The sequence below is a fragment of the Rhodococcus sp. NPDC127527 genome (genome assembly GCF_042672245.1).
Classification (GTDB): domain Bacteria; phylum Actinomycetota; class Actinomycetes; order Mycobacteriales; family Mycobacteriaceae; genus Rhodococcus_G.
The window spans coordinates 56,510-75,203 of the sequence record NZ_JBHXVP010000018.1 but is presented as its reverse complement, the minus strand read 5'-3'; the positions used below and the strand labels follow the sequence as shown (position 1 = coordinate 75,203).

The following is an 18,694-nucleotide window of genomic DNA, read 5'->3' as shown; positions in this document are numbered from 1 at the left end:
CCCGCCCCCCTGGCGGGGCGGGGGGGGGGGCGCCGCCGCGTCCCCCCCGCGCCGCCCCGCCCCCCCCCAGCCCCCTCGCGTGTCCTGTCGCGCCCCGCCGCGCCGACCAAAAAAACCCCCCCCCCCCCCCCCGGCCGGGGGCCCCGCCCCGGGCGCCCGGCGGCGGGGGCCCCCCCCACGCCGAGCTTCTCGTACAGCCGCTGGACGTGGGTCTTGACCGTGGACGGCGCGAGATACAGCTCACCGGCGATGGCCGGGATGCTCAGCCCTCGTGCGATGTGCCCGAGCACCTCCCGCTCGCGGGTGCTGAGCGCCGGGCCGGTGGGTTCGGCGCGCCGCCGCACCTCCCCCGCCAGCCCGGCGGCCAGGTCCGCGGGCAGCACGTCACGGCCGCGCGCGCAGTCCAGCACGGCGGCGACGATGTCCGCGCGGGTCGACTCCTTGGGGAGGAAGCCGGCCGCCCCCTCCTGCAGGGCCAGGTACACGATCGCGGCGTCGTCGTGGGCGGACAACAGCAGCACCCGGGTGTCGAGATCGTCACGGCGGACCGCGGCCGCGACCTGGGTGCCGTCCAGGTTCGGCATCCGATAGTCGAGCAGGGCCACCTGTGGGCGGTGCTCGCGGATGAGCGCCAGCGCCGCGGCGCCGTCGTCGGCCTCGCCGACCACCTCGACCAGTCCGCTCCCGACCAGCGCGCGGACCACACCGTCGCGGAACATCGGGTGATCGTCGCCGACGACAACCCGAACCTTCTCGACGTTCGTTCCCCCGGACCCGAGACCGGCCATGCCTCAGCTTCTCACGCGGGCACACCCGTGAACAGGCGATTCGTCGGATGCGCCCGGCGAGACCGGTGCCCGCTCCCCCGATCGGGGGACACCGAATTCATCCGGCCCGGAGCCCGGTCGGTGGACAGACTCGACCGGTCCCGGGACGGATAGTTGTCTCATCACCTCGAGCGGCCACCAGGACGGAACCTCTTCGACACCCTGACCGCCCGGACACCACGACTTCACGGCCCGAGGGGGCCGTCATGCGCCCGGCGTGCGTGGCGGTCCCTTCACAGTCCGCAAGCCCATCCAGATCGACACCACCGCAGGAGAGTTCGCCATGATCATCACCCCGTCCCACCGCCTCGCCCGTTACGCCGTCCTCCCGCTGGCCGGGCTCGCCGCCGTCGGCACCACGGTCGCCTCCACCGGAATCGCGAACGCGGGCACCCTGCCCGCGACCGGTCCGACCGTCGCGATGACGATCACCAACAGCACGAACGACCCGATGATCCTGCGGGGGTCGGCCAATCCGTACGGGCAGTGGATCAACGGTCCGCAGGCGATCATCCCGCCGCACTCGCAGTCGATCGTCACCGCCGGGGGCAACGATCCGGGTGGCATCGGCGTCGACGTCGCGTATTCGCTGCCGGGCGGGGATGCGGTCTTCCTGGCGAACAACTACGGCTACAACGGCGGCGATCTGAACGGCACCAGGCTCGAGGGCCAGGCCGCCGGAAGCTACCGCCTCGACAGCCACATGGACACGGGGTTCCCGTACCTGAACGCCGGTTACACCGTCGGCCCGCGGCCCCTGTTCGGCTCCAGCTGACCCGGCCCGAATGCCCGAATGGCTCATCCGGTCGGTTGAACCGACCGAATGAGCCATTCGGGAACAAGAGGCGTCTAGCGCTGGTGCCGCGGCTTCCACACGACGAGCGCGTTGTTGCGTGGCAGCGGGACCAGGTCACGCCGGTAGCCGGCACCGAGTTGCGCTATCTCCTGGGCCATTTCGGCGACCCGCCGCTGCAGGCCCTCCACCTGGTTGGTGAGCTCGATGATGCGCTTGATCCCGGCCAGGTTGACGCCCTCGTCCTGGGACAGGCGCTGCACCTCGCGCAGCAGTGCGACGTCCCGCGGCGAGTACCGCCGGCCGCCACCGGTGGTGCGGTGCGGGGTGACCAGCCCCAGCCGGTCGTAGTTACGCAGTGTCTGCGCGTGCATGCCGGCCAGCTCGGCCGCCACGGAGATGACGAACACCTGCGCGTCGGGGTCCGGTGGGGTATCCCGATTCATTTGTTCCGACATGGCTCACCTCCGTCGAATCGACTGAGCGGGCATCAGGCGCCCGCCCATCCCTCTCGGGGATTGAATCCGCTGGCCTTCTCCGCATCCAGATAGGCGTGCAGGGCCGCGTTCGCATCGTCGTTCAGGTTCTGCGGCACCGCGATCTTCACGGTCACCAACAGATCACCCGCGCCGCCACCGCGCTTGGGGACGCCGCGCCCGCGCACGCGCAGGATGCGGCCGTCCACGGTGCCCGGCGGCACCTTGACACCGACGCGACCCTCGAGCGTCGGCACCGACAGCGTGGTCCCGAGCACCAGCTCGCCGAAGCTGACCGGGACGATGACGGTGAGGTCGTCGCCGTTGCGGCCGAACACCTTGTCCGACTTGACGTGAACGGTGACGTACAGGTCGCCCGACGGCGCGCCCCGCAATCCGGCCTCGCCCTGCCCGGCGAGCCGGATCTTCTGTCCGTCGCTCACCCCGGGCGGAATCCGGACGGTGATGCTGCGGGTGCGGTTCTGCACGCCGGTGCCGTGGCAGTCCACACAGGGGTCGTCGATGATCGAGCCGGTGCCCCGGCAGTCGTCACAGGGTTCACTGAACCCGAACGCGCCCTGGTTGCGGCTGACGATTCCGGAGCCGTTGCAGCGCGGGCACACCCGCGGGCTGGTGCCCGGCTTCGCGCCACTGCCGTGACAGGTGGTGCACGACGCCGGACTGGTCAGGCGCAACGGCACCGTCACGCCCGTCGCCGCCTCGCGGAACGGGAGGGTGGTCTCGGCCTCGACGTCCTTGCCGCGCTGCGGACGGGACGCGGTGGCGGTGCGACCGCCCCGGCCGCCGCCGAAGAGGCCACCGAACAGGTCGCCGATACCGCCCTCGGCCGCGCCGCCCGCACCGCCGAACAGGTCGCCGATGTTGAACTCGGCGCCGCCGAATCCGCCACCACCGGTGGAATATTCGGCTCCCGGCGGGAAGCCGCCGCGGCCGAAGCCGCCACTGGCGAACAGTCGCCGTGCCTCATCGTACTCCTTGCGCTTGGCCGGGTCCGAGAGCACGGCGTTCGCCTCGCTCACGGCCTTGAAGCGCTCCTCGGCGGCGGTGTCGCCGGGGTTGGCGTCGGGATGCAGGTCCCGAGCCAGCTTGCGGTACGCCTTCTTGATCTCGTCGGCCGAGGCGTCGGAGGAGACGCCCAGGTCCTTGTAGAAGTCCTTCTCGATCCACTCCCGTTGGCTCACCGGGCGTCTCCTCCTCTCGTTGTTTCCTGTGTACCTACTGCTCGGACTCCGACGGCGCAGGCTCGCCGTCGGTCACCGTGACCATCGCGTGCCGCAGCACCCGATCCCCGAGCCGATATCCCTTGCGCAGGACGGTGCCGAGCACCGGGTGGTGTCCGTCGCCTTCCATCTGCACGGCCTCGTGCAGATCCGGGGCGAACTCGTCGCCCTCCTCGCCGAACGCGACCAGCCCGATGCCCTCGAACACGCTGGAAAGCTTGTCCGACAACGCCTTCAGCGGACCCGTTTCGAGGTCGCCGTGGGCGCGGGCCCGGTCCAGGTCGTCCGCGACGTCGAGGAACTTGGTGACGATCGCGACCTTGGTGTTCTCGACCGCCTCGGCCTGCCGGATCTTGAACTTGCGCAGGTCGTTGGCGTGATCGGCCTTCGCGTAGCCCAGGTCCTTGACCGCCTGGTCGCGCTCCACGATGGCCTTGGCGAGCTCGTCGACCTCGATCTCGGCCGCGGCCCCGGCCGCCGCGTCAGCGGCGGCCGGGGTGGTGTCGGCGTCGGCGGCGGGCGCCTCGGCCGGTTCGCGGTCGGGGTTCTCCGCGGTCACTTCTTGTCCTGGTCGGCCGGCTCGTCCACGACCTCGGCGTCGACGACGTCGTCACCCTGGCTCGGGCCCGCACCGTCACCGGCGGCGGACTCGGCGGCCTGGGCGTCGTAGATCGCCTGGCCGAGCGACTGCGACTCGGTGGCGAGCTTCTCGACGGCCGACTTCACCGCGGCGATGTCGGTGCCGGCGAGGGCCGTGTTGGCCTCCGCGATGGCGGCCTCGACCTTCGTCTTGACGTCGGCGGGAACCTTGTCCTCGTTGTCCTTGACGAACTTCTCGGTCTGGTGCACCAGCGACTCGGCCTGGTTGCGCACCTCGGCCTCCTCGCGGCGGGCCTTGTCCTCCTCGGCGTGCGCCTCGGCGTCCTTGACCATCCGCTCGATCTCCTCCTTGGACAGGCCGGAGCCGTCCTGGATCTTGATCGTGTTCTCCTTGCCGGTGCCCTTGTCCTTCGCGGTCACGTGCACGATGCCGTTGGCGTCGATGTCGAAGGTGACCTCGATCTGCGGCACGCCGCGCGGGGCCGGCGGGATGCCCGCCAGCTCGAAGGAGCCGAGGAGCTTGTTGTGCGAGGCGATCTCGCGCTCACCCTGGAACACCTGGATCTGCACGGACGGCTGGTTGTCGTCGGCCGTGGTGAAGGTCTCCGAGCGCTTGGTCGGGATGGTGGTGTTGCGCTCGATGAGCTTGGTCATCACGCCACCCTTGGTCTCGATGCCGAGGGACAGCGGGGTGACGTCGAGCAGCAGCACGTCCTTGACCTCGCCCTTGAGGACGCCGGCCTGCAGGGCGGCGCCGACGGCGACGACCTCGTCCGGGTTCACGCCCTTGTTGGGCTCACGGCCGCCGGTCAGCTCGCGGACCAGGTCCGAGACTGCGGGCATGCGGGTGGAACCACCGACGAGCACGACGTTGTCGATGTCCTTGACCGAGATGCCGCTGTCCTTGATGACGGCCTGGAACGGCGCGCGGGTGCGGTCGAGCAGATCGGAGGTGATCTTCTGGAACTCGGCGCGGGTCAGCTGCTCGTCGAGGAACAGCGGGTTCTTGTCGGCGTCCACCGTGATGTACGGCAGGTTGATCGAGGTGCTCTGCGACGAGGACAGCTCGATCTTGGCCTTCTCGGCGGCCTCGCGCAGACGCTGCAGGGCCATCTTGTCCTTGGTCAGGTCGATGCCGCTGGACGCCTTGAACTTGTCGACGAGCCAGTTGACGATGCGCTCGTCCCAGTCGTCGCCGCCGAGGTGGTTGTCGCCGGAGGTCGCGCGGACCTCGACGACGCCGTCGCCGATCTCGAGCAGGGACACGTCGAAGGTGCCGCCGCCGAGGTCGAAGACCAGGATGGTCTGTTCCTTCTCACCCTTGTCCAGGCCGTACGCCAGCGCGGCCGCGGTGGGCTCGTTGACGATGCGCAGGACGTTGAGGCCGGCGATCTGACCGGCTTCCTTGGTGGCCTGACGCTGCGCGTCCTCGAAGTAGGCGGGAACGGTGATGACGGCGTCGGTGATCTCCTCACCGAGGTAGGCCTCCGCGTCGCGCTTGAGCTTCATGAGCGTGCGCGCGCTGATCTCCTGCGAGGTGTACTTCTTGCCGTCGATCTCGACGTTCCAGTCCGTGCCGACATGACGCTTGACGGAGCGGATGGTGCGGTCGACGTTCGTCACCGCCTGGTTCTTCGCGGGCTGGCCGACCAGCACCTCGCCGTTCTTGGCGAAGGCGACGATCGACGGGGTGGTGCGCGAGCCCTCGGAGTTGGCGACCACTACGGGCTCGCCGCCTTCGAGCACTGCCACGACCGAGTTGGTGGTCCCGAGGTCGATACCGACCGCACGAGCCATAGTGATTCCTCCTACGTGTTGCAGCACGCCCGGCCACGGATCGGCCGGAACTCGATGTGCTGGATGTTTCTCGCTTCCTCACCCTAAGTGAGTGGCACAGGCTCAAGTTTGCACGCCCCCAATTCGGGAGTCAAGCCAAACTTGAGTCGACCACACTCAAGGCTGTCGAGAGGCTCAACGGGGACCGTCCGGGATTTGTTCCCACGGGTGGCGCGGCACACAGTTCGCCGCCGATCCGTCCCGGGCGAGGCCCCTGGCGGTGCAGGCCCGGCCGATACGATGCGGACGTGCAGAACTCAGGCGCCGAGCAGCCCGAACCGGACGACGCCGTCGCGGCCGGGGCCGAGGCGGGTCACGCCGTCGCGCCGGGTCCGCCCGCGCACCGACCGCCCCCGCCGCGGCCCGAGTTCCGCGTCGAGCCGCGGCACCCGGCCGCCGACGACACCCCACCGCGCACGATGTCGTTGGCACGGTGGGCGTGGGTCGCCTCCTTCGCCGTCCTGTTCGGGATCGCGGCGGCCACCGCCCTCGACCTGACCGCGGTGCGGACGGCCCTCGAGACCGCCCTCGCGCAACAGAGCCCCACCACCTCGCATCGGGACATCAGCGACGCGGTTTCGCTGACGTTGCTCGTCAGCGCGGGCGTCGCGGCGATCCTGCTGGTCGCCGCGTTGATCTGCCTGCAGTTGCTGCGGGCGCGCCATGCCGGTGCCCGGATCGCGCTCGCGGTGGTCGGGGTGCTGTCCGCGGGCGCGGCGGTCGCGTTCTGGTCACTGCTCGCGGACGCCGCCTCCGCGACCGGAGGCGTCCTGCAGTGGGCGCCGCTCGTCTACGCCGGACTCGTACTGGTCGGCACCGCAACGCTTTTCGCGCCCGCCGTCGGGACCTGGCTGCGAGCGCCACGGAGGTAGACAACCTCCCCATGTATGTCTCAAAGTGAGACATGTTGGGTCGACGAGAATCGGGGAAGACATGGGCGGTGCCGTCGAACGGGTCGACTGGCTGACCGGTGGCAGCCGCCGGGACGCCGCGACCGAACGCATCTACGCGGCGGCAGCGGAACTGCTGGACGAGCGCGGCTTCGAGGCCGTCACGGTCGAGGACGTCGCGGCCCGCGCCGGGTGCTCACGCGCGACCCTCTACCGCTACGTCGGCGGCAGGGACGCGATCCTCGACGGCGTGATCACCAGGGCCGCGGCGGCGGTCGCCGCGGAGGTGTCCGAGGCGACCGCATCCCTGGACGGGTCGGAACGGATCGTCGAGGCGATCCTGACGTCCGTCCGCGCCGTGCGCGCCAACCCGGCCCTGCACACCTGGTTCGCCGGTTCACGCACGCGCAGCGTCGACGACTATCTCGCGTCCTCACCCCGGCTCGGCAACATCGCCGCCGGGCTCACCGGCCTCGCGCCGACGGACACCGCCGCGCAGTGGACGGTGCGGGTCGTGCTGGCCCTGCTCACCTGGCCGATGCCGGACGCCGCCGCCGAACGACAGCTCGTCGAACGCTTCGTGGCACCGGCCTTCGAATAGCGCCCGGCAACTCCTCCGCCGCGGCACACACCCGGTGGCGACGGCACACCGGTTCTGGCCGGGCACGACGTGTGTGCTCCCGGCAACAGCCGTGTGATCGCGACCGGACGGTCAGCGGGCGGCCAGCTCCGCCAGCACGCCCTCGGCGCTGCGCGCGGCGACCGTGCAGGCACGGGAGGTGAAGCGGTCCACCAGGGGATGCTCGGCCCAGGCCCGCCAGGCGCGGACCGCGGTGAGCGCCGCGTCGCGCCGCTCGGCGACACCCGCGTCGGGATCGAGTCCGAGCCGCTCGGAGTGGGCGATGCCGAACCCTCCGATCAGCCGCTGCAGCCGCGCGGCGTCCTCGTCGGACAGCGCGACCGGAGTCGACCGCAACCGGCCGAGGAGCCGAATCTCCTGAAATCCGTGCACATCCGAGAGCAGTCGCTTCGTCGCGACCAGCAGTCGCCGCGCCTCCGAACCGGAATCGACGGCCAGCACCCGCTCGAGCGCCAACAGCGCCGAGTGCGCCTTGAGCTGGTCCGCCCGCTGGCCGAACTGCACGTCGATCACCTGACGCAACTCGTCGAGACCGCTGCGCTCGACCAGTTCGGCTGCAAGCGTGGGTGAATCGGGCGCGCCGAGCTTGATCAGCGCGACGGCGAGCCGGATGCCGAAGAGCCCGAAGCGGTGTGCGAGCTGCATGCGGGTGTGTGCGTCGACGGGCAGCGGACTGTCCGGCCGGGCGAACCGGTCCGCGGAGAGCATCGCGAGCTGCAGGTCGTCGGCGGGCACGTCGGCAAGCGCCCGGAACGCGGCGTACTCGCTCTGGCGCAACGTGCGTGCGCCGAGCGCCAGCAGTCCCGCCACCGGGACCACCGCCTGGCACAGCCCGGTGAGCTCGAGTTCCGCGGCGAGGCGGGACGCGACCTCCTTCGCCGACATCATCGCGTCGAGCCGGCCCGCGCCCACCTCGTCGGCCCGGGAGACCACGCCGACCACGCCGAGCGGTCCGGACTCGCCGCCAACGTGCGAACCGATCTGGCCGAGGAACTGCACGTCACTCGCGTTCAGCGTGCGCAGCAGATAGACGACGGCGTCCGCGCCGGACGCGGACCCCTCCGGCGTGAGCATCCGCAGGGTTCGCGCCGAGACGTCCCGCGAGAGCGAGGAGGTGCCCGGCGTGTCGATGATCGTGGTGTGCTGCAAAGCCCGGGCCGGCCACTCCACCTCGAGCCGGTCCACCTCCGACGCGGTGAGCCCGCCGAGATCGAAACTGAGACTGCCCTCGCGGCGCTGGACCGGCACGTTGGCCGTGCGTCCGCCGTCGTACCAGGCCGTCACCGTCGGCGTACTGCCGCTGCGGTACCAGGTCACCACCCGGGTGCACTCGGTCGCATCGGTCGGAGCGATATCCTGTCCGACAAGCGAATTGAGCAATGTCGACTTGCCCGCCTTCAACGACCCGGCGAGGGCGACGCGCAGCGGCTCCTCCAGCCGCTCGGCACAGCCGTCCAACTGTGCCCGCACCCCGAGGTCCGACGAGTACAGCCCCCGTGCGGCCCCGATCAGCTCGCGCGCCTGCCCGAGTGCACCCACGCTCATGCCGTCGCACCGTCCCCGGATACGGCCGGAAGCATCTGCCCGGCAGCATCTTTCAGCTCGGCAAGGATGCGCATCTGGTCCTCGATCACGGCGGCCCGCTGGGACCGCTCGGTGGCCGCGAGATTCGCGGCGTCCTGCGCGGCGCGCAGCGAGTCGTTCAGCGAGCGCAGCGTCTGCTCGGCGATGGCGGTGAAGTGGTCCCGCAGCATCCGCTGGATCAGCCGCAGCCGGTCCTTGGACTCCTTGTTGATCTGGAAGCTGACGTCGTCGACGAAGCGGCGGATGGCCATCTTGGCCTCACTGCGCCGCTTGAGGATTCGCGCCTCCCGGTCCTCCCGGTAGGCCTTGGTCCCGAGCAGCAGGCCCGCACCCACCGAGATCGGGTTCACCAGCACCATGCCCATCATGGTGGTGATCAGGCCGAACATCAGGACGCCGCCGTACGACCCGCGCATACCGACGAGCACCTTCTGAGTGATCCCGATCCGACCGGACTCGAGGTCGGCGAGCGACGCCACCGGCTCGAGCACGCCGTCGAGGTCGGCCACGTCCAGGTGCGGCAGGTCCACCGCACCGGACTCGGCGAAGTGCTCGGCCACCACCTCCGCCAGCCACACCGATCGGTCGTGCGCCCAGACGAAGTTGTCGCCGATCGACGTCGCGACCTGCTCCTCGAGCCACTCCCCGAGCTGCGCCCAGTCCTTGCCCGGGTCGCCCTCGTCGACGGTCTCCTCGGCTTCCCGGGTGACCCGGCGCAGCCGGTCCCGCAGGTCGTGGTCGATGTCGGCGGCGAGGTCGGTGACGCCGTCGGAGAGGGTCTGCTGCCAGAGCGAGGTGCGCTTGTGCAGCTCCTCGGCGGCCACCTTGGCCCGCTGCAACTCGGCGACGGCCGCGGCGCCCTTCTCGGGGTCGCGCAGCGCCGCGAGTTCGCTGCCCAGCGCGAGGGTCAGATGTTCGGAGACCGAGTGCACGTCCAGCGCGACCGCGCGCCGAGTGGTCACGTCCCCGCGCGCGACCACCTGCTCGCGCAGGAAGTCGTAGAGCGCGGTGAATCCGGACTCGGCGTTGAGTTCGGCGTCCTGCAGCCGCAGCGCGTGCGAGCGCAGCGCCGACGACACCGGGATGAGCGGCACACTCAGCCCGGCCTTGGCCAGGTGGCCGCGATCGGCCTCGACGATCTCACGCCAGTGCGGGTAGAGGTCGGTCTTGCTGATCAGGCAGGCCACCGTGGGGCACAGGCCGAGCACCTGCCGAACGAAGGCGAGTTCGGGTTCGGTGAACTCCTGGCTCGCGTCGGACAGCACGAACACCGCGTCCGCGGCGGGCAGCAACCCGAGAGTGGCTGCCGCGTGCGGGTTTCCGTGCCCGCCCACGCCCGGAGTGTCGACCAGGACGAGCCCGTCCGCCAGCAACGGGCTCGGCACGCCGACCTCCACCCGCAGCACCTCACGCCCGGCGGCGAGCGGCGTGGAGGGCGTGAGCCGGTCGAGTTGGTCCAGCGGGAAGGCCACCCGCACCGGCTCCGCGCCGGGCTCGGCGAGCACCAGTTCCGCGGACGCCGTCTCCGCGTGCTGCACGACCGTCGGGACGGCGGTGGTCTCGTCGTCGCCGACGGTGCAGATGTTCAGGTTGAGCAGCGAGTTCACCAGTTGGCTCTTGCCCTGCTTGAGCGGGCCGACCACGACGATCCGCATCCGCGGATCGAGCACTCGACTGGTCGCGCCGTCCAGCCTCGCGACCAGATCACCGCGGCCCGCGGCCCGCGCGATCTCGGCGGTGCCGTCGAGCATCGCGACCAGCTCTGCCGTCGCCGTCGACCTGGCCGCGGCGCCCGCCGCAGGCGTGCCGACCGCTCCCGATGCGTTGTCCATGAACCCGACCCACATTTCTCTCCGCGAAGACCGGCCCCGCACACGAATAGCGTGTGCGGGGCCGTTTCCGTTACAGCTACGAATCAGTGGTGCATCGGATCCACGTGCGCGGTGGTGTCGCCACCGGTGTGGGTCTCGGCGGCCGCCGCATCGTGGTGCTCGCCGAACAGGCCGCCCGTGACGCCGCCGATGCCGTTGGAGAACAACCCGGTGTCGGACTCGTGGGTCGCGGTGGTCTCGTTGCCGAAGGCGTGCGAGGCGTCGACGGAGGACCAGGCGTTGCCGCCGCCCGCCGCCGCACCGGACGCGTGCCCGACGCCGGAACCGATCACGTCGGTCACGCCGCCGACCGCCGTCTGCAGGCCCGAGGTGAGGCCGCCGACCAGGTCGCCGCCGGCGTGCCCGCCCGTCGTCGCCGAGCCGTCCGCGCCGCCGGACGCGGTACCGGAGCCCGTTGCCGTGCCAGAACCGGAGGCGGTGCCGGAGCCGGTGACCGCGCCGCCGGCGGCACCCGCGGCCCCGGCCGCGCCACCGACCGTGGCGCCGAGGTGGCTACCGAGGTTCGCGGCCGCATCCAGGCCGGAGGTCAGGCCGGCTCCGGCGTCGGCGAGGCCGGAGACCGCGCCGGTCAGGCCGGCCCCCGCACCCGCCAGTCCGGAGACGGCGCCGGTCAGGCCCGCCCCCGCATCCGTGACGCCGGATACCGCGCCGGTCAGGCCCGCCCCGGCGTCCGTCGCGGTGTGCAGCGCCCCGGTCACGTCGGTGCCGAGCCCGGTTCCGGCGTTGATCAGCCCGCCGAGACCACCGCTGAGCCCCGCGGTCAGACCCTCGCCGAGGCCGGCCGTGGTGTCGATGGCACCGTTCGCGGCGCCGTTGAGGGCCGAGTTGAGATCCGCGGCCGTACCACCGCCGGCGCCGATCACCCCGCCGAGTGCGGTGTCGAGCCCGCCCGCCAGGCCGGTGCCCGCGTCGACCAGTCCGCCCAGTCCCGCGGTCGCAGAGCCGCCGGCGCCGAGCAGTCCGCCCAGCCCGCCGGTGGCCGCTCCGCCCGCACCGAGGACGGAGTCGAGGGCCGTGCTCAGGGACGCGCCGGCTCCGCCGGTGGCGCCGAGCGCCCCGCTGAGTGCGGTGCCCAGGTCGAGACCGGCGCTCGCCCCGGCGCCCGCGCCGAGGTCTGCGGCGAGATCGCCACCCAAACCGGCGCCGAGCACCCCTCCGAGCGCGGCGCCGAGATTGGAGCCGATCTCGCCGCCGACCCCGAAGGCACTCTGGAGCGCGCCCCCGAGCCCGGTCCCGGCCGCGAGGTCGAGGTCCGAGACGTTCAGTGCGCCGTTGAGCGCCGCTCCGAGATCGGAGGTCAGGCCGCCGTCGACGCCCAGCGCACCGCCGAGCACGGAGCTGATCGCACCGCCGAGGCCACCCTCCGCGCCTGCCAGCGCGCCGAGGTCGAGGCCGCCGCCGACGACACCGTCGAGCGCGGTGCCGAGGGCCGCGCCGAGGTCCGCCCCGCCGCCCGCGCCGAGCACGGCGCTCAGGGCGGCACCGAGGTCACCGCCGAGTCCGGCGTCCAGGCCGCCGCCGAGCAGGCCACCCAGGTCGAGTCCGGTCAATCCGCCCGCGCCGAGGGCGCCGCCAAGCGCAGTGCCGAGGCTGCCGGCCAGTCCACCGTCCAGGCCGAGAGCGCCGCCGAGCACACTGCTCAACGCGCCACCGAGGTCGGCGCCGCCGCCCAGGGCCGCGTCGAGCGCGCCGCCGAGGCCGCCTTGCGCGCCGAGCGCCGTCCCCAGGACCCCGCCGAGCGCACCGCCGAGGTCGGTGCCGATGGCCCCGCCCGCCCCGAGCGCGCCACCGAGCGCACCGCTCAACGCCGCGCTCAGGTCGCCACCGAGTGCGCCGGCCAGGTCGCCGCCGAGCACGCCACCCAGCGCCCCCGTCAGATCACCACCGATGTTCGTCAGTCCGCCCACGTTGAGCGCGGCGTTGAGCGCAGCACCGAGGTCCGTGGTGAGGGCGGTGTCGAGTCCGAGGCCGCCACCGAGCGCACCCGCGAGCGCGCCACCGAGTCCGAGGGCCCCGCCGAGATCCAGGCCCGCACCCGCGTCAACCAGGCCGCCGAGCACGCCACCGAGCGCGCCGCCCAGGTCGGTGCCGATCGCGCCGCCCGCCCCGAGCACGCCACCGAGCGCGCTGCTCAGGACCGCACTCAGGTCACCACCGAGACCGCCGCCGAGCGCGCCGCTCAGATCGCCACCGAGCCCACCCGCCAGGTCGACCAGTCCGCCGAGGCCGGCCTCGAGCCCGCCGCCCAGCCCGCCGGCGAGGCCACCACCGAGCAGGCCGGTCAGCTCCGCGCCGAGGCCGCCACCCGCACCGATCGCGGCATCGAGTGCGCCGCCGAGCGCCGTGCTCAGGCCGCCACCGAGGCCGAGCGCACCGCCCAACGCGGCGCCGAGCCCGGCACCGAGGTCCAGTCCCCCGCCGAGGGCCGCGGCCAGGTCGCCGCCCAGGCTGCCGCCGACACCGACTGCCGCACCGAGCACGCCACCGAGCGCGGCACCGAGATCCGCACCGATCGCGCCGCCCACGCCGAGGGCGGAACCGAGCACCGCGCTCAGATCCAGGCCGCCGGTCGCCCCGACCAGCGCACCGAGATCGATGTCGGTGGCGCCCGCCAGTGCCGCGTTCAATGCGGCGCCGAGGTCCGCGACCACCTGACCGCCGACCCCGACCGCCCCGCCGAGGGCCGCGCTGATGCCGCCACCGAGGCCGAGCGCGCCACCCAGGTCCAGACCGCCCGCGACCGACGTCTGCAGGGCCGCACCGAGCGCGGCGCCGAGCTGCGCGCCGATCTCGCCGCCGATGTGCAGGGCCGCCTGGAGGGCCGCGCTCAGTGCCGCGCCGATCTCCGAGGACAGGTCGACACCGCCACCGAGACTTCCGCCGGCCGCCGCGCCGAGTCCGAGCCCGGCGCCTGCACCGAGGCCGAGACCGCCACCGAGACCGAGGCCACCGCCGAGACCGCCACCCACAGCGCCGCCGAGACCGCCTTCGGCGCCGCCGCCGAGGGCGGTGCCGAGGCCGGCACCGAGGATGCTGGTCAGTTCGGAGCCGCCACCCGCGAAGATGCCGGACTCGGCGACCAGCGGGGCGACCGCGGCGATGTCGGCACTGCACACGTCGCCCAGGCCGGCCGCGGCGAGCACCGCGTCGGGGTTCTTGCAGTACAGCGCGCGGGCCTCGTCGTCCCGCAGGAGGCTGAGGATGAAGTCGAGCAGCGCGTTGGTGGGCATGTCGGTCTCCTGAAATTCGGTGAAGCGGAAAGTTCGGTGAAGCAGCGAACTCGAGCGAAATTCTTGCCTTCGACGCTATGGACCGGGCGTCGTTTGCCCAACGGGGTCAACTCCCCCCATCGCCGACGGCATCGGCGGGGAGGGCGACATAGGGGATCCCCCGGACATAGGGGAAATGCCCCTCATCTGCGATTTTGTCGCCGCAAACGGTAACGAAACCGTCGCTGCGCACGACACTGGGCATATCAGCGGTACTCAACCAACCGCATCCGAGAGCACGGGAGAATGACGATGTCGGTAGGACTCGGACTCACTGTCGGTTCGGCCAGCTCGGTCGCAGTCACCGACGGCGGCGAGCGGTCCGGCGGTCGTGACACGGCGATCACCACCGCCTCGACACTGGTGTTGCCCGCCGGCGGCGCCGCGACCCTTCGGCTGCCGACCCCGGACGGCACCGCCGGCCCGCAGGGAGCCCTGGTGTCCGGTTTCGCGCAGCGCGTCGGGGACCCGGTGGCACTGATCGCCGACGACGGGTCGACGCACACCGGCGAGGAACTCGTCGCGGACGCGATGCTCAGCCTCGTCGACGCCGTCTCCCGTCAGCTGCCCGAGACCCCGACGGTGGTTGTCGCGCATCCCGCCACCTGGTCGGGCTACCAGTCGGACGTGCTGGCGGAGGCGCTCGACCGCGTGGGCCTGCCCGACGTCGCGCTGGTCACCGAGCCGGAGGCCGCGGTTGCGTGGCTGCAGCGGTCCCGTCCGTCCCTCGACGACGCCCCGGTGCTCGTCTACGACCTGGGTGGCAACTCGCTCGACGTCACCCTGGTCCGGCCCGGCGCGGACATCGAGATCCTCGGGAAGGCGGTGCGGTCCGAGGACTTCTCGGGCGCCGAGTTCGACCATCTCACGCTGCGATACGTCCTCGACGGCGTGACCGCCGACCTCGGTGAGCTGAATCCGCTCGACCCGGCCGCGGTGACCGCCCTCGACGAGCTGCGCGCGCGGTGCCGGCAGGCGAAGGAGGCGCTGTCCTCGGACACCGAGACGGTCATCGCGATCGACCTGCCGGGTTGCCGCAGCGACGTACGCCTGGTTCGCGAGGAGCTCGAGGACCTGATCCGCGAGCCGCTCGCCGACTCGCTCGAGCTGGTCCGCGAGACCCTGCGCAGCGCGGGACTGGAACTCTCGGACGTCGGCGTGGTGCTGCTGACCGGCGGAAGCTCGGCCATTCCGCTTGTCACCGAACTACTTTCGGCTGAACTGCGGCTGCCGGTGCTTGCCGATTCCGATCCCGCCCGGACCGCGGCGAGGGGTGCCGCGGCGATCGGCGCGGCCGCGATCGTTCCGCCCGAGGAGGACACGGCGGCGCTCGCCGTGCTCGGCGCCACCCTGGCCGGCGCGGACGGGACGGCCGACGATCGCACCGAAATGTTCTCGTCGGCCACAGTTTCCGCACGAGCGGCGGCGGCTTCTCCGTCCCAGCGACGCCGGCTCGGCGGCGGGATGAGCACCCCGAAGAAGGCGGCGATCGTCACGGCGGCGGCCGCCGCGATCGCACTACTCGCCGCGGGCGGCCTGTCGCTCGGCACCGGGGCCTTCGAACCCACCGGCACCGGCACCACCCCGGTGGCCGACACCACCCAGCACGGAACTGCGAATCCGATTGCGCAGGTTGGCATCTCCGCCACCGTGAACCCGGACGGAACGCCGGCGGCCGTGCCCGTGGCCGGATCGGGCGATCCGACGAGGACCGCCGAGACCGCGGCGCAGATGGCCGCGGCGGGAGGCAATCAGGCACGCCCCGCCGGGAACACCGCAGGTTCGGCCCCGACGCCCGGTGCACCCGCGCCGGCACCCGCCGCCGCCCCCCAGGCCGGTGCTCCGGCGCCCGCCCCCGCACCTGCACCCGCCCCGGCGCCCGCGCCCGCACCCGCGCCGGCTCCGGCACCCGCGCCGGCTCCGGCCCCGGCTCCGGCACCGAACCCCCAGCCCTCGGGCGACGGCGGTGCCGGGATAGCGAACGGTGTGGTCGGCGGGGCCGGTGCGGTCGCGAACGGCGTCGGCCAGGGCGTCGGCGGCGTGGCGAACGGTGTCGGCGGGCTCGTGAGCGGTGTCGGCCAGGGCGTCGGCGGCGTGCTCGGCGGCGTGCTCGGTACCGGGAAATAGGTTCGGCGGGTGAGGGAGTCGAAAGTGTTGTCACAGTTGGCGCCGCCTGCGCCCGCCTCGGCCGCGTCCCCGGCTGCCCGGGCGCTGCTCGACGCGGTCCGCAGCGGCCATCCGCATCGACTGGTCCGCGGCGCGTCGGGCACCGGAAAGTCTGCGTTGCTCGCGCTCGTCCGAGAGACCGCCCCCTCGGCGGTCGCCACCACGGTCGCAGGCGGGGAACCCGCGCCCGGTTCCGCGGTGGTGATCGACGACGCACACCTGCTTCCGGCCGCGACGCTGGGCGCGATCACCGCCCTCGCGGCGCGGACCGACCTCACCCTGGTGGTGGCCGCCGAACCGCGGCCCGGCAACGACGCGCTACGCGGGCTGGTCGCGGCACTGGACGGCACGGTCACGCTCGGCCACCTCTCGCCGCGCGAGGTCGCGGCGCGCGGCGAAATGCTGCTGGGAGCATCCCTTCCCGCTCAACTGGCCACCCTGATCCACCGGCTCACCGGCGGGCTCCCCCGCTGCGTGGACGCCGCCTTCGACTCCCTCCGCGGCGCACGCGCGGGGGCGACGACCGGTATGGAACGTTCGATCGCGTCGGCCGTGGCGTCCTGCCATGCCGAGTCGCTCGCCGGGTTCGACGCCGATCTGCTCGCCGCGCTGGCCGTCGCTGCGATCGGAGCGGGCCTGGACGGTGCCGAGTTGGCCCGTCAGCTCTCCCTCGACCCGGCCGCCGGACGCGACCTCGTGGACCGCGCTCGCGGATGTGGCCTGCTGCAGCCGTCCGACACGCTGCTCGTGTCCGTCGCCGAGCCGCTGCGGGCGACGCTCGGCGCTCAGCGGTTGGCCGGACTGCAGGTCGACGCGCTGCACACCAAGCTGTCCCTCGGCGCGCTCGACCTGCCCGCGGCCCGAGCCTTCGCCTCGGCCGGCATCGCGCATCCCGATCTGTCCGAATTCCTGTGCAGTCAAGCCGATTCGGCAGCGCCGCGACTGTCCGCCGTGCTGTACGAGGAGGCGGTGTGGGCAGGCGGGAACGCCGAGACCCTCGCCCTGCGCCGAGCCGAGGCGGCGGGCCGCAGCGGCGACGTCGAGACCGCGGCCCGGCTCGCCGACGGCCTGCTCGAGCGGGCCGCGCAGTCCTCCCCCGAGGACCTCGCGGCGGCGGTGCGGATCGCGGCGAGCACGGCCGCGCGTCAGGGCATGCTGGCCCGCAGCGCGGACCTCTACGAGTGGCTCGGCGCCGACCGTGCGGGCACCGACCGGTCGATCGCCGAGATGGTGCTGCTCGCGGCCGGTCGTCCCGGCGCCGCGGCGACGATGGCCGGCGCGGCCGCCGATGCGCCGCCGACCTCGGCGACCGCCGCCGATGCGCTGCTGGCGGCCGGTCTGCGGGAATCGATGGCGGGCTCGACGCCCATCGCTCTGAACTCGTTTTCGCGCGCACTGTCCCTGGCCGCCAACGCCTCCCGGCCTCGACTGCTCCCGGACAGCGCGGCCGCCGTCACGGCGTTGGCCGCCCTGCACTGCGGTGAACTCGGCCACGCCCAGTCGGTGCTGCAGCGCGCACTCGACGGTGACGTCGACGGCAGCGTCGACCGGATCAGGCACGAGCTGCTGCTCGGCTGGGTCTCGATGGTGCACGGCGATCTGGAATGTGCTGCGCAGAAGGTGGATTCGATACCCACGGTGGACCTGCGGCCCCGCGACAGCCTGTTCGCCGCCGCGCTGCGGGTGGGCCTGGCCCGACGCACCGGCGACATCGGGGCCTTGCGGCAGTCGTGGGACCAGGCGCAGGGCGTCATCGCCGAGCACTCGGTGGACGTGTTCAGTCTGCTGCCGCTCGGCGAACTCTGGCTCGGCGCGGCCCGCCTGGGCGAGATCGACCGCCTTGCGCACCTGATCGACCAGGCCGAGGACCTGCTGACCCGGCTCGGCGAGCCGACGCTGTGGGGTTCGCCGCTGCACTGGTACGGCGTGCAGGCCGCGATCCTCACCGAGGCACCCGCGGACCTGCTCCCGCACGCCGCCGCACTGGGCGCGGCGGCCGAGACCAGCTCCTACGCCGCGGGCCTCGCCCGTGCGGGGCGCGCCTGGCTGCGGGTACTGCAGGGCGAGATCGACGCCACGCAGGTCGAACAGGCCGCGTGCACGCTCGGCGCGATCGGGTTGCCCTGGGACGGCGCCCGACTTGCCAGCGAGGCCGCCCTGCGAGTGGCCGACACCGCGACCGCCACCGCGCTGCTCCAGGTCGCGCGGTCACTGCGCCCCAACCCGACTCCGGCATCGACCGGCGAACCGACCGCCGAGCGCCCGATCGGCGCGGCGCTGACCGAGCGCGAGTCCGACGTGGCGCGACTGCTGGTGACCGGTCTGACCTACCGCGACATCGGCGGCCGGCTGTTCATCTCGGCGAAGACGGTCGAGCATCACGTCGCCCGGATCCGTCGACGACTGGGGGCGCAGTCGCGGGCGGAGATGCTCTCCATGCTGCGGGCGATGGGCCACGGGGCGTAGCCTCGGTAGCCGCA

At 72.7% G+C, this 18,694-nt stretch carries 12 protein-coding genes and 1 pseudogene; 5 read left to right on the top strand and 8 right to left on the bottom strand.

The features are described from left to right. Positions 1-158: 158 nt before the first annotated feature. Positions 159-788 (bottom strand): annotated as a pseudogene (locus ACFVH2_RS22845) (response regulator); the annotation flags it as partial. A gap of 322 nt (positions 789-1,110) precedes the next feature. Between ACFVH2_RS22845 and ACFVH2_RS22840 the strand changes: the two are divergent. After that, a complete protein-coding gene (locus ACFVH2_RS22840) occupies positions 1,111-1,602 on the top strand; it encodes a hypothetical protein (RefSeq protein WP_378428104.1) in 492 nt (163 codons plus the stop codon). A 74-nt stretch (positions 1,603-1,676) separates the two neighbouring features. Here ACFVH2_RS22840 and ACFVH2_RS22835 read toward each other — a convergent pair whose 3' ends face one another. Genes ACFVH2_RS22835 through dnaK form a run of 4 tightly spaced genes read right to left on the bottom strand, consistent with a single transcriptional unit; the run spans position 1,677 to position 5,734 of the window. Then, positions 1,677-2,078: a heat shock protein transcriptional repressor HspR gene (locus ACFVH2_RS22835; protein WP_378428102.1), complete on the bottom strand. Its 402-nt coding sequence runs from the start codon at positions 2,076-2,078 to the stop codon at positions 1,677-1,679. Between the two features lie 32 nt (positions 2,079-2,110). Further along, positions 2,111-3,298, bottom strand: a complete 1,188-nt coding sequence (gene dnaJ, locus ACFVH2_RS22830; protein ID WP_378428100.1) for a molecular chaperone DnaJ — start codon at positions 3,296-3,298, stop codon at positions 2,111-2,113. Between the two features lie 34 nt (positions 3,299-3,332). Further along, on the bottom strand, positions 3,333-3,896 hold the full coding sequence (gene grpE / locus ACFVH2_RS22825; RefSeq protein ID WP_378475727.1) for a nucleotide exchange factor GrpE: 564 nt from the start codon (positions 3,894-3,896) through the stop codon (positions 3,333-3,335). Beyond that, positions 3,893-5,734, bottom strand: a complete 1,842-nt coding sequence (gene dnaK, locus ACFVH2_RS22820; protein WP_378427607.1) for a molecular chaperone DnaK — start codon at positions 5,732-5,734, stop codon at positions 3,893-3,895. Before dnaK ends, grpE begins: the two co-directional genes overlap by 4 nt. Positions 5,735-6,021: 287 nt before the next feature. Between dnaK and ACFVH2_RS22815 the strand changes: the two genes are divergently transcribed. Further along, positions 6,022-6,645, top strand: coding sequence for a hypothetical protein (locus ACFVH2_RS22815; protein ID WP_378427605.1), 624 nt, complete (start codon positions 6,022-6,024; stop codon positions 6,643-6,645). 61 nt (positions 6,646-6,706) lie between these two features. Continuing rightward, the gene (locus tag ACFVH2_RS22810) at positions 6,707-7,264 is read left to right on the top strand and encodes a TetR/AcrR family transcriptional regulator (RefSeq protein WP_378427603.1); all 558 of its coding nucleotides are present in this window, start codon (positions 6,707-6,709) and stop codon (positions 7,262-7,264) included. Between the two features lie 111 nt (positions 7,265-7,375). On the opposite strand, the gene ACFVH2_RS22805 is transcribed toward ACFVH2_RS22810, so the two are convergent. The 3 genes from ACFVH2_RS22805 to ACFVH2_RS22795 all read right to left on the bottom strand — a co-directional run bounded on the left by ACFVH2_RS22805 (position 7,376) and on the right by ACFVH2_RS22795 (position 14,009). Beyond that, positions 7,376-8,848 (bottom strand): dynamin family protein, encoded by a 1,473-nt coding sequence (locus tag ACFVH2_RS22805; RefSeq protein WP_378427601.1) that lies wholly within the window; start codon positions 8,846-8,848, stop codon positions 7,376-7,378. Then, positions 8,845-10,638, bottom strand: coding sequence for a dynamin family protein (locus ACFVH2_RS22800; protein ID WP_378427610.1), 1,794 nt, complete (start codon positions 10,636-10,638; stop codon positions 8,845-8,847). Before ACFVH2_RS22800 ends, ACFVH2_RS22805 begins: the two co-directional genes overlap by 4 nt. Before the next feature lie 164 nt (positions 10,639-10,802). Beyond that, complete coding sequence (locus ACFVH2_RS22795; protein WP_378427599.1) at positions 10,803-14,009, bottom strand: IniB N-terminal domain-containing protein; 3,207 nt, start codon at positions 14,007-14,009, stop codon at positions 10,803-10,805. Between the two features lie 291 nt (positions 14,010-14,300). Here ACFVH2_RS22795 and ACFVH2_RS22790 point away from each other — a divergent pair, with 291 nt between their 5' ends. After that, positions 14,301-16,175, top strand: a complete 1,875-nt coding sequence (locus ACFVH2_RS22790) for an Hsp70 family protein (protein ID WP_378427597.1) — start codon at positions 14,301-14,303, stop codon at positions 16,173-16,175. Between the two features lie 24 nt (positions 16,176-16,199). Then, positions 16,200-18,680: a LuxR C-terminal-related transcriptional regulator gene (locus ACFVH2_RS22785; RefSeq protein ID WP_378427595.1), complete on the top strand. Its 2,481-nt coding sequence runs from the start codon at positions 16,200-16,202 to the stop codon at positions 18,678-18,680. The last annotated feature ends 14 nt before the right edge of the window (positions 18,681-18,694 follow it).

What these genes read in the sequence shown, in the direction of transcription:
- ACFVH2_RS22840 (WP_378428104.1), top strand. Translation starts at nt 1,111, where the DNA reads ATGATCATCACCCCGTCCCACCGCCTCGCCCGTTACGCCGTCCTCCCG.
- ACFVH2_RS22835 (WP_378428102.1), bottom strand. Translation starts at nt 2,078, where the DNA reads ATGTCGGAACAAATGAATCGGGATACCCCACCGGACCCCGACGCGCAG.
- dnaK (WP_378427607.1), bottom strand. Translation starts at nt 5,734, where the DNA reads ATGGCTCGTGCGGTCGGTATCGACCTCGGGACCACCAACTCGGTCGTG.
- ACFVH2_RS22810 (WP_378427603.1), top strand. Translation starts at nt 6,707, where the DNA reads ATGGGCGGTGCCGTCGAACGGGTCGACTGGCTGACCGGTGGCAGCCGC.
- ACFVH2_RS22805 (WP_378427601.1), bottom strand. Translation starts at nt 8,848, where the DNA reads ATGAGCGTGGGTGCACTCGGGCAGGCGCGCGAGCTGATCGGGGCCGCA.
- ACFVH2_RS22800 (WP_378427610.1), bottom strand. Translation starts at nt 10,638, where the DNA reads ATGCTCGACGGCACCGCCGAGATCGCGCGGGCCGCGGGCCGCGGTGAT.
- ACFVH2_RS22795 (WP_378427599.1), bottom strand. Translation starts at nt 14,009, where the DNA reads ATGCCCACCAACGCGCTGCTCGACTTCATCCTCAGCCTCCTGCGGGAC.
- ACFVH2_RS22790 (WP_378427597.1), top strand. Translation starts at nt 14,301, where the DNA reads ATGTCGGTAGGACTCGGACTCACTGTCGGTTCGGCCAGCTCGGTCGCA.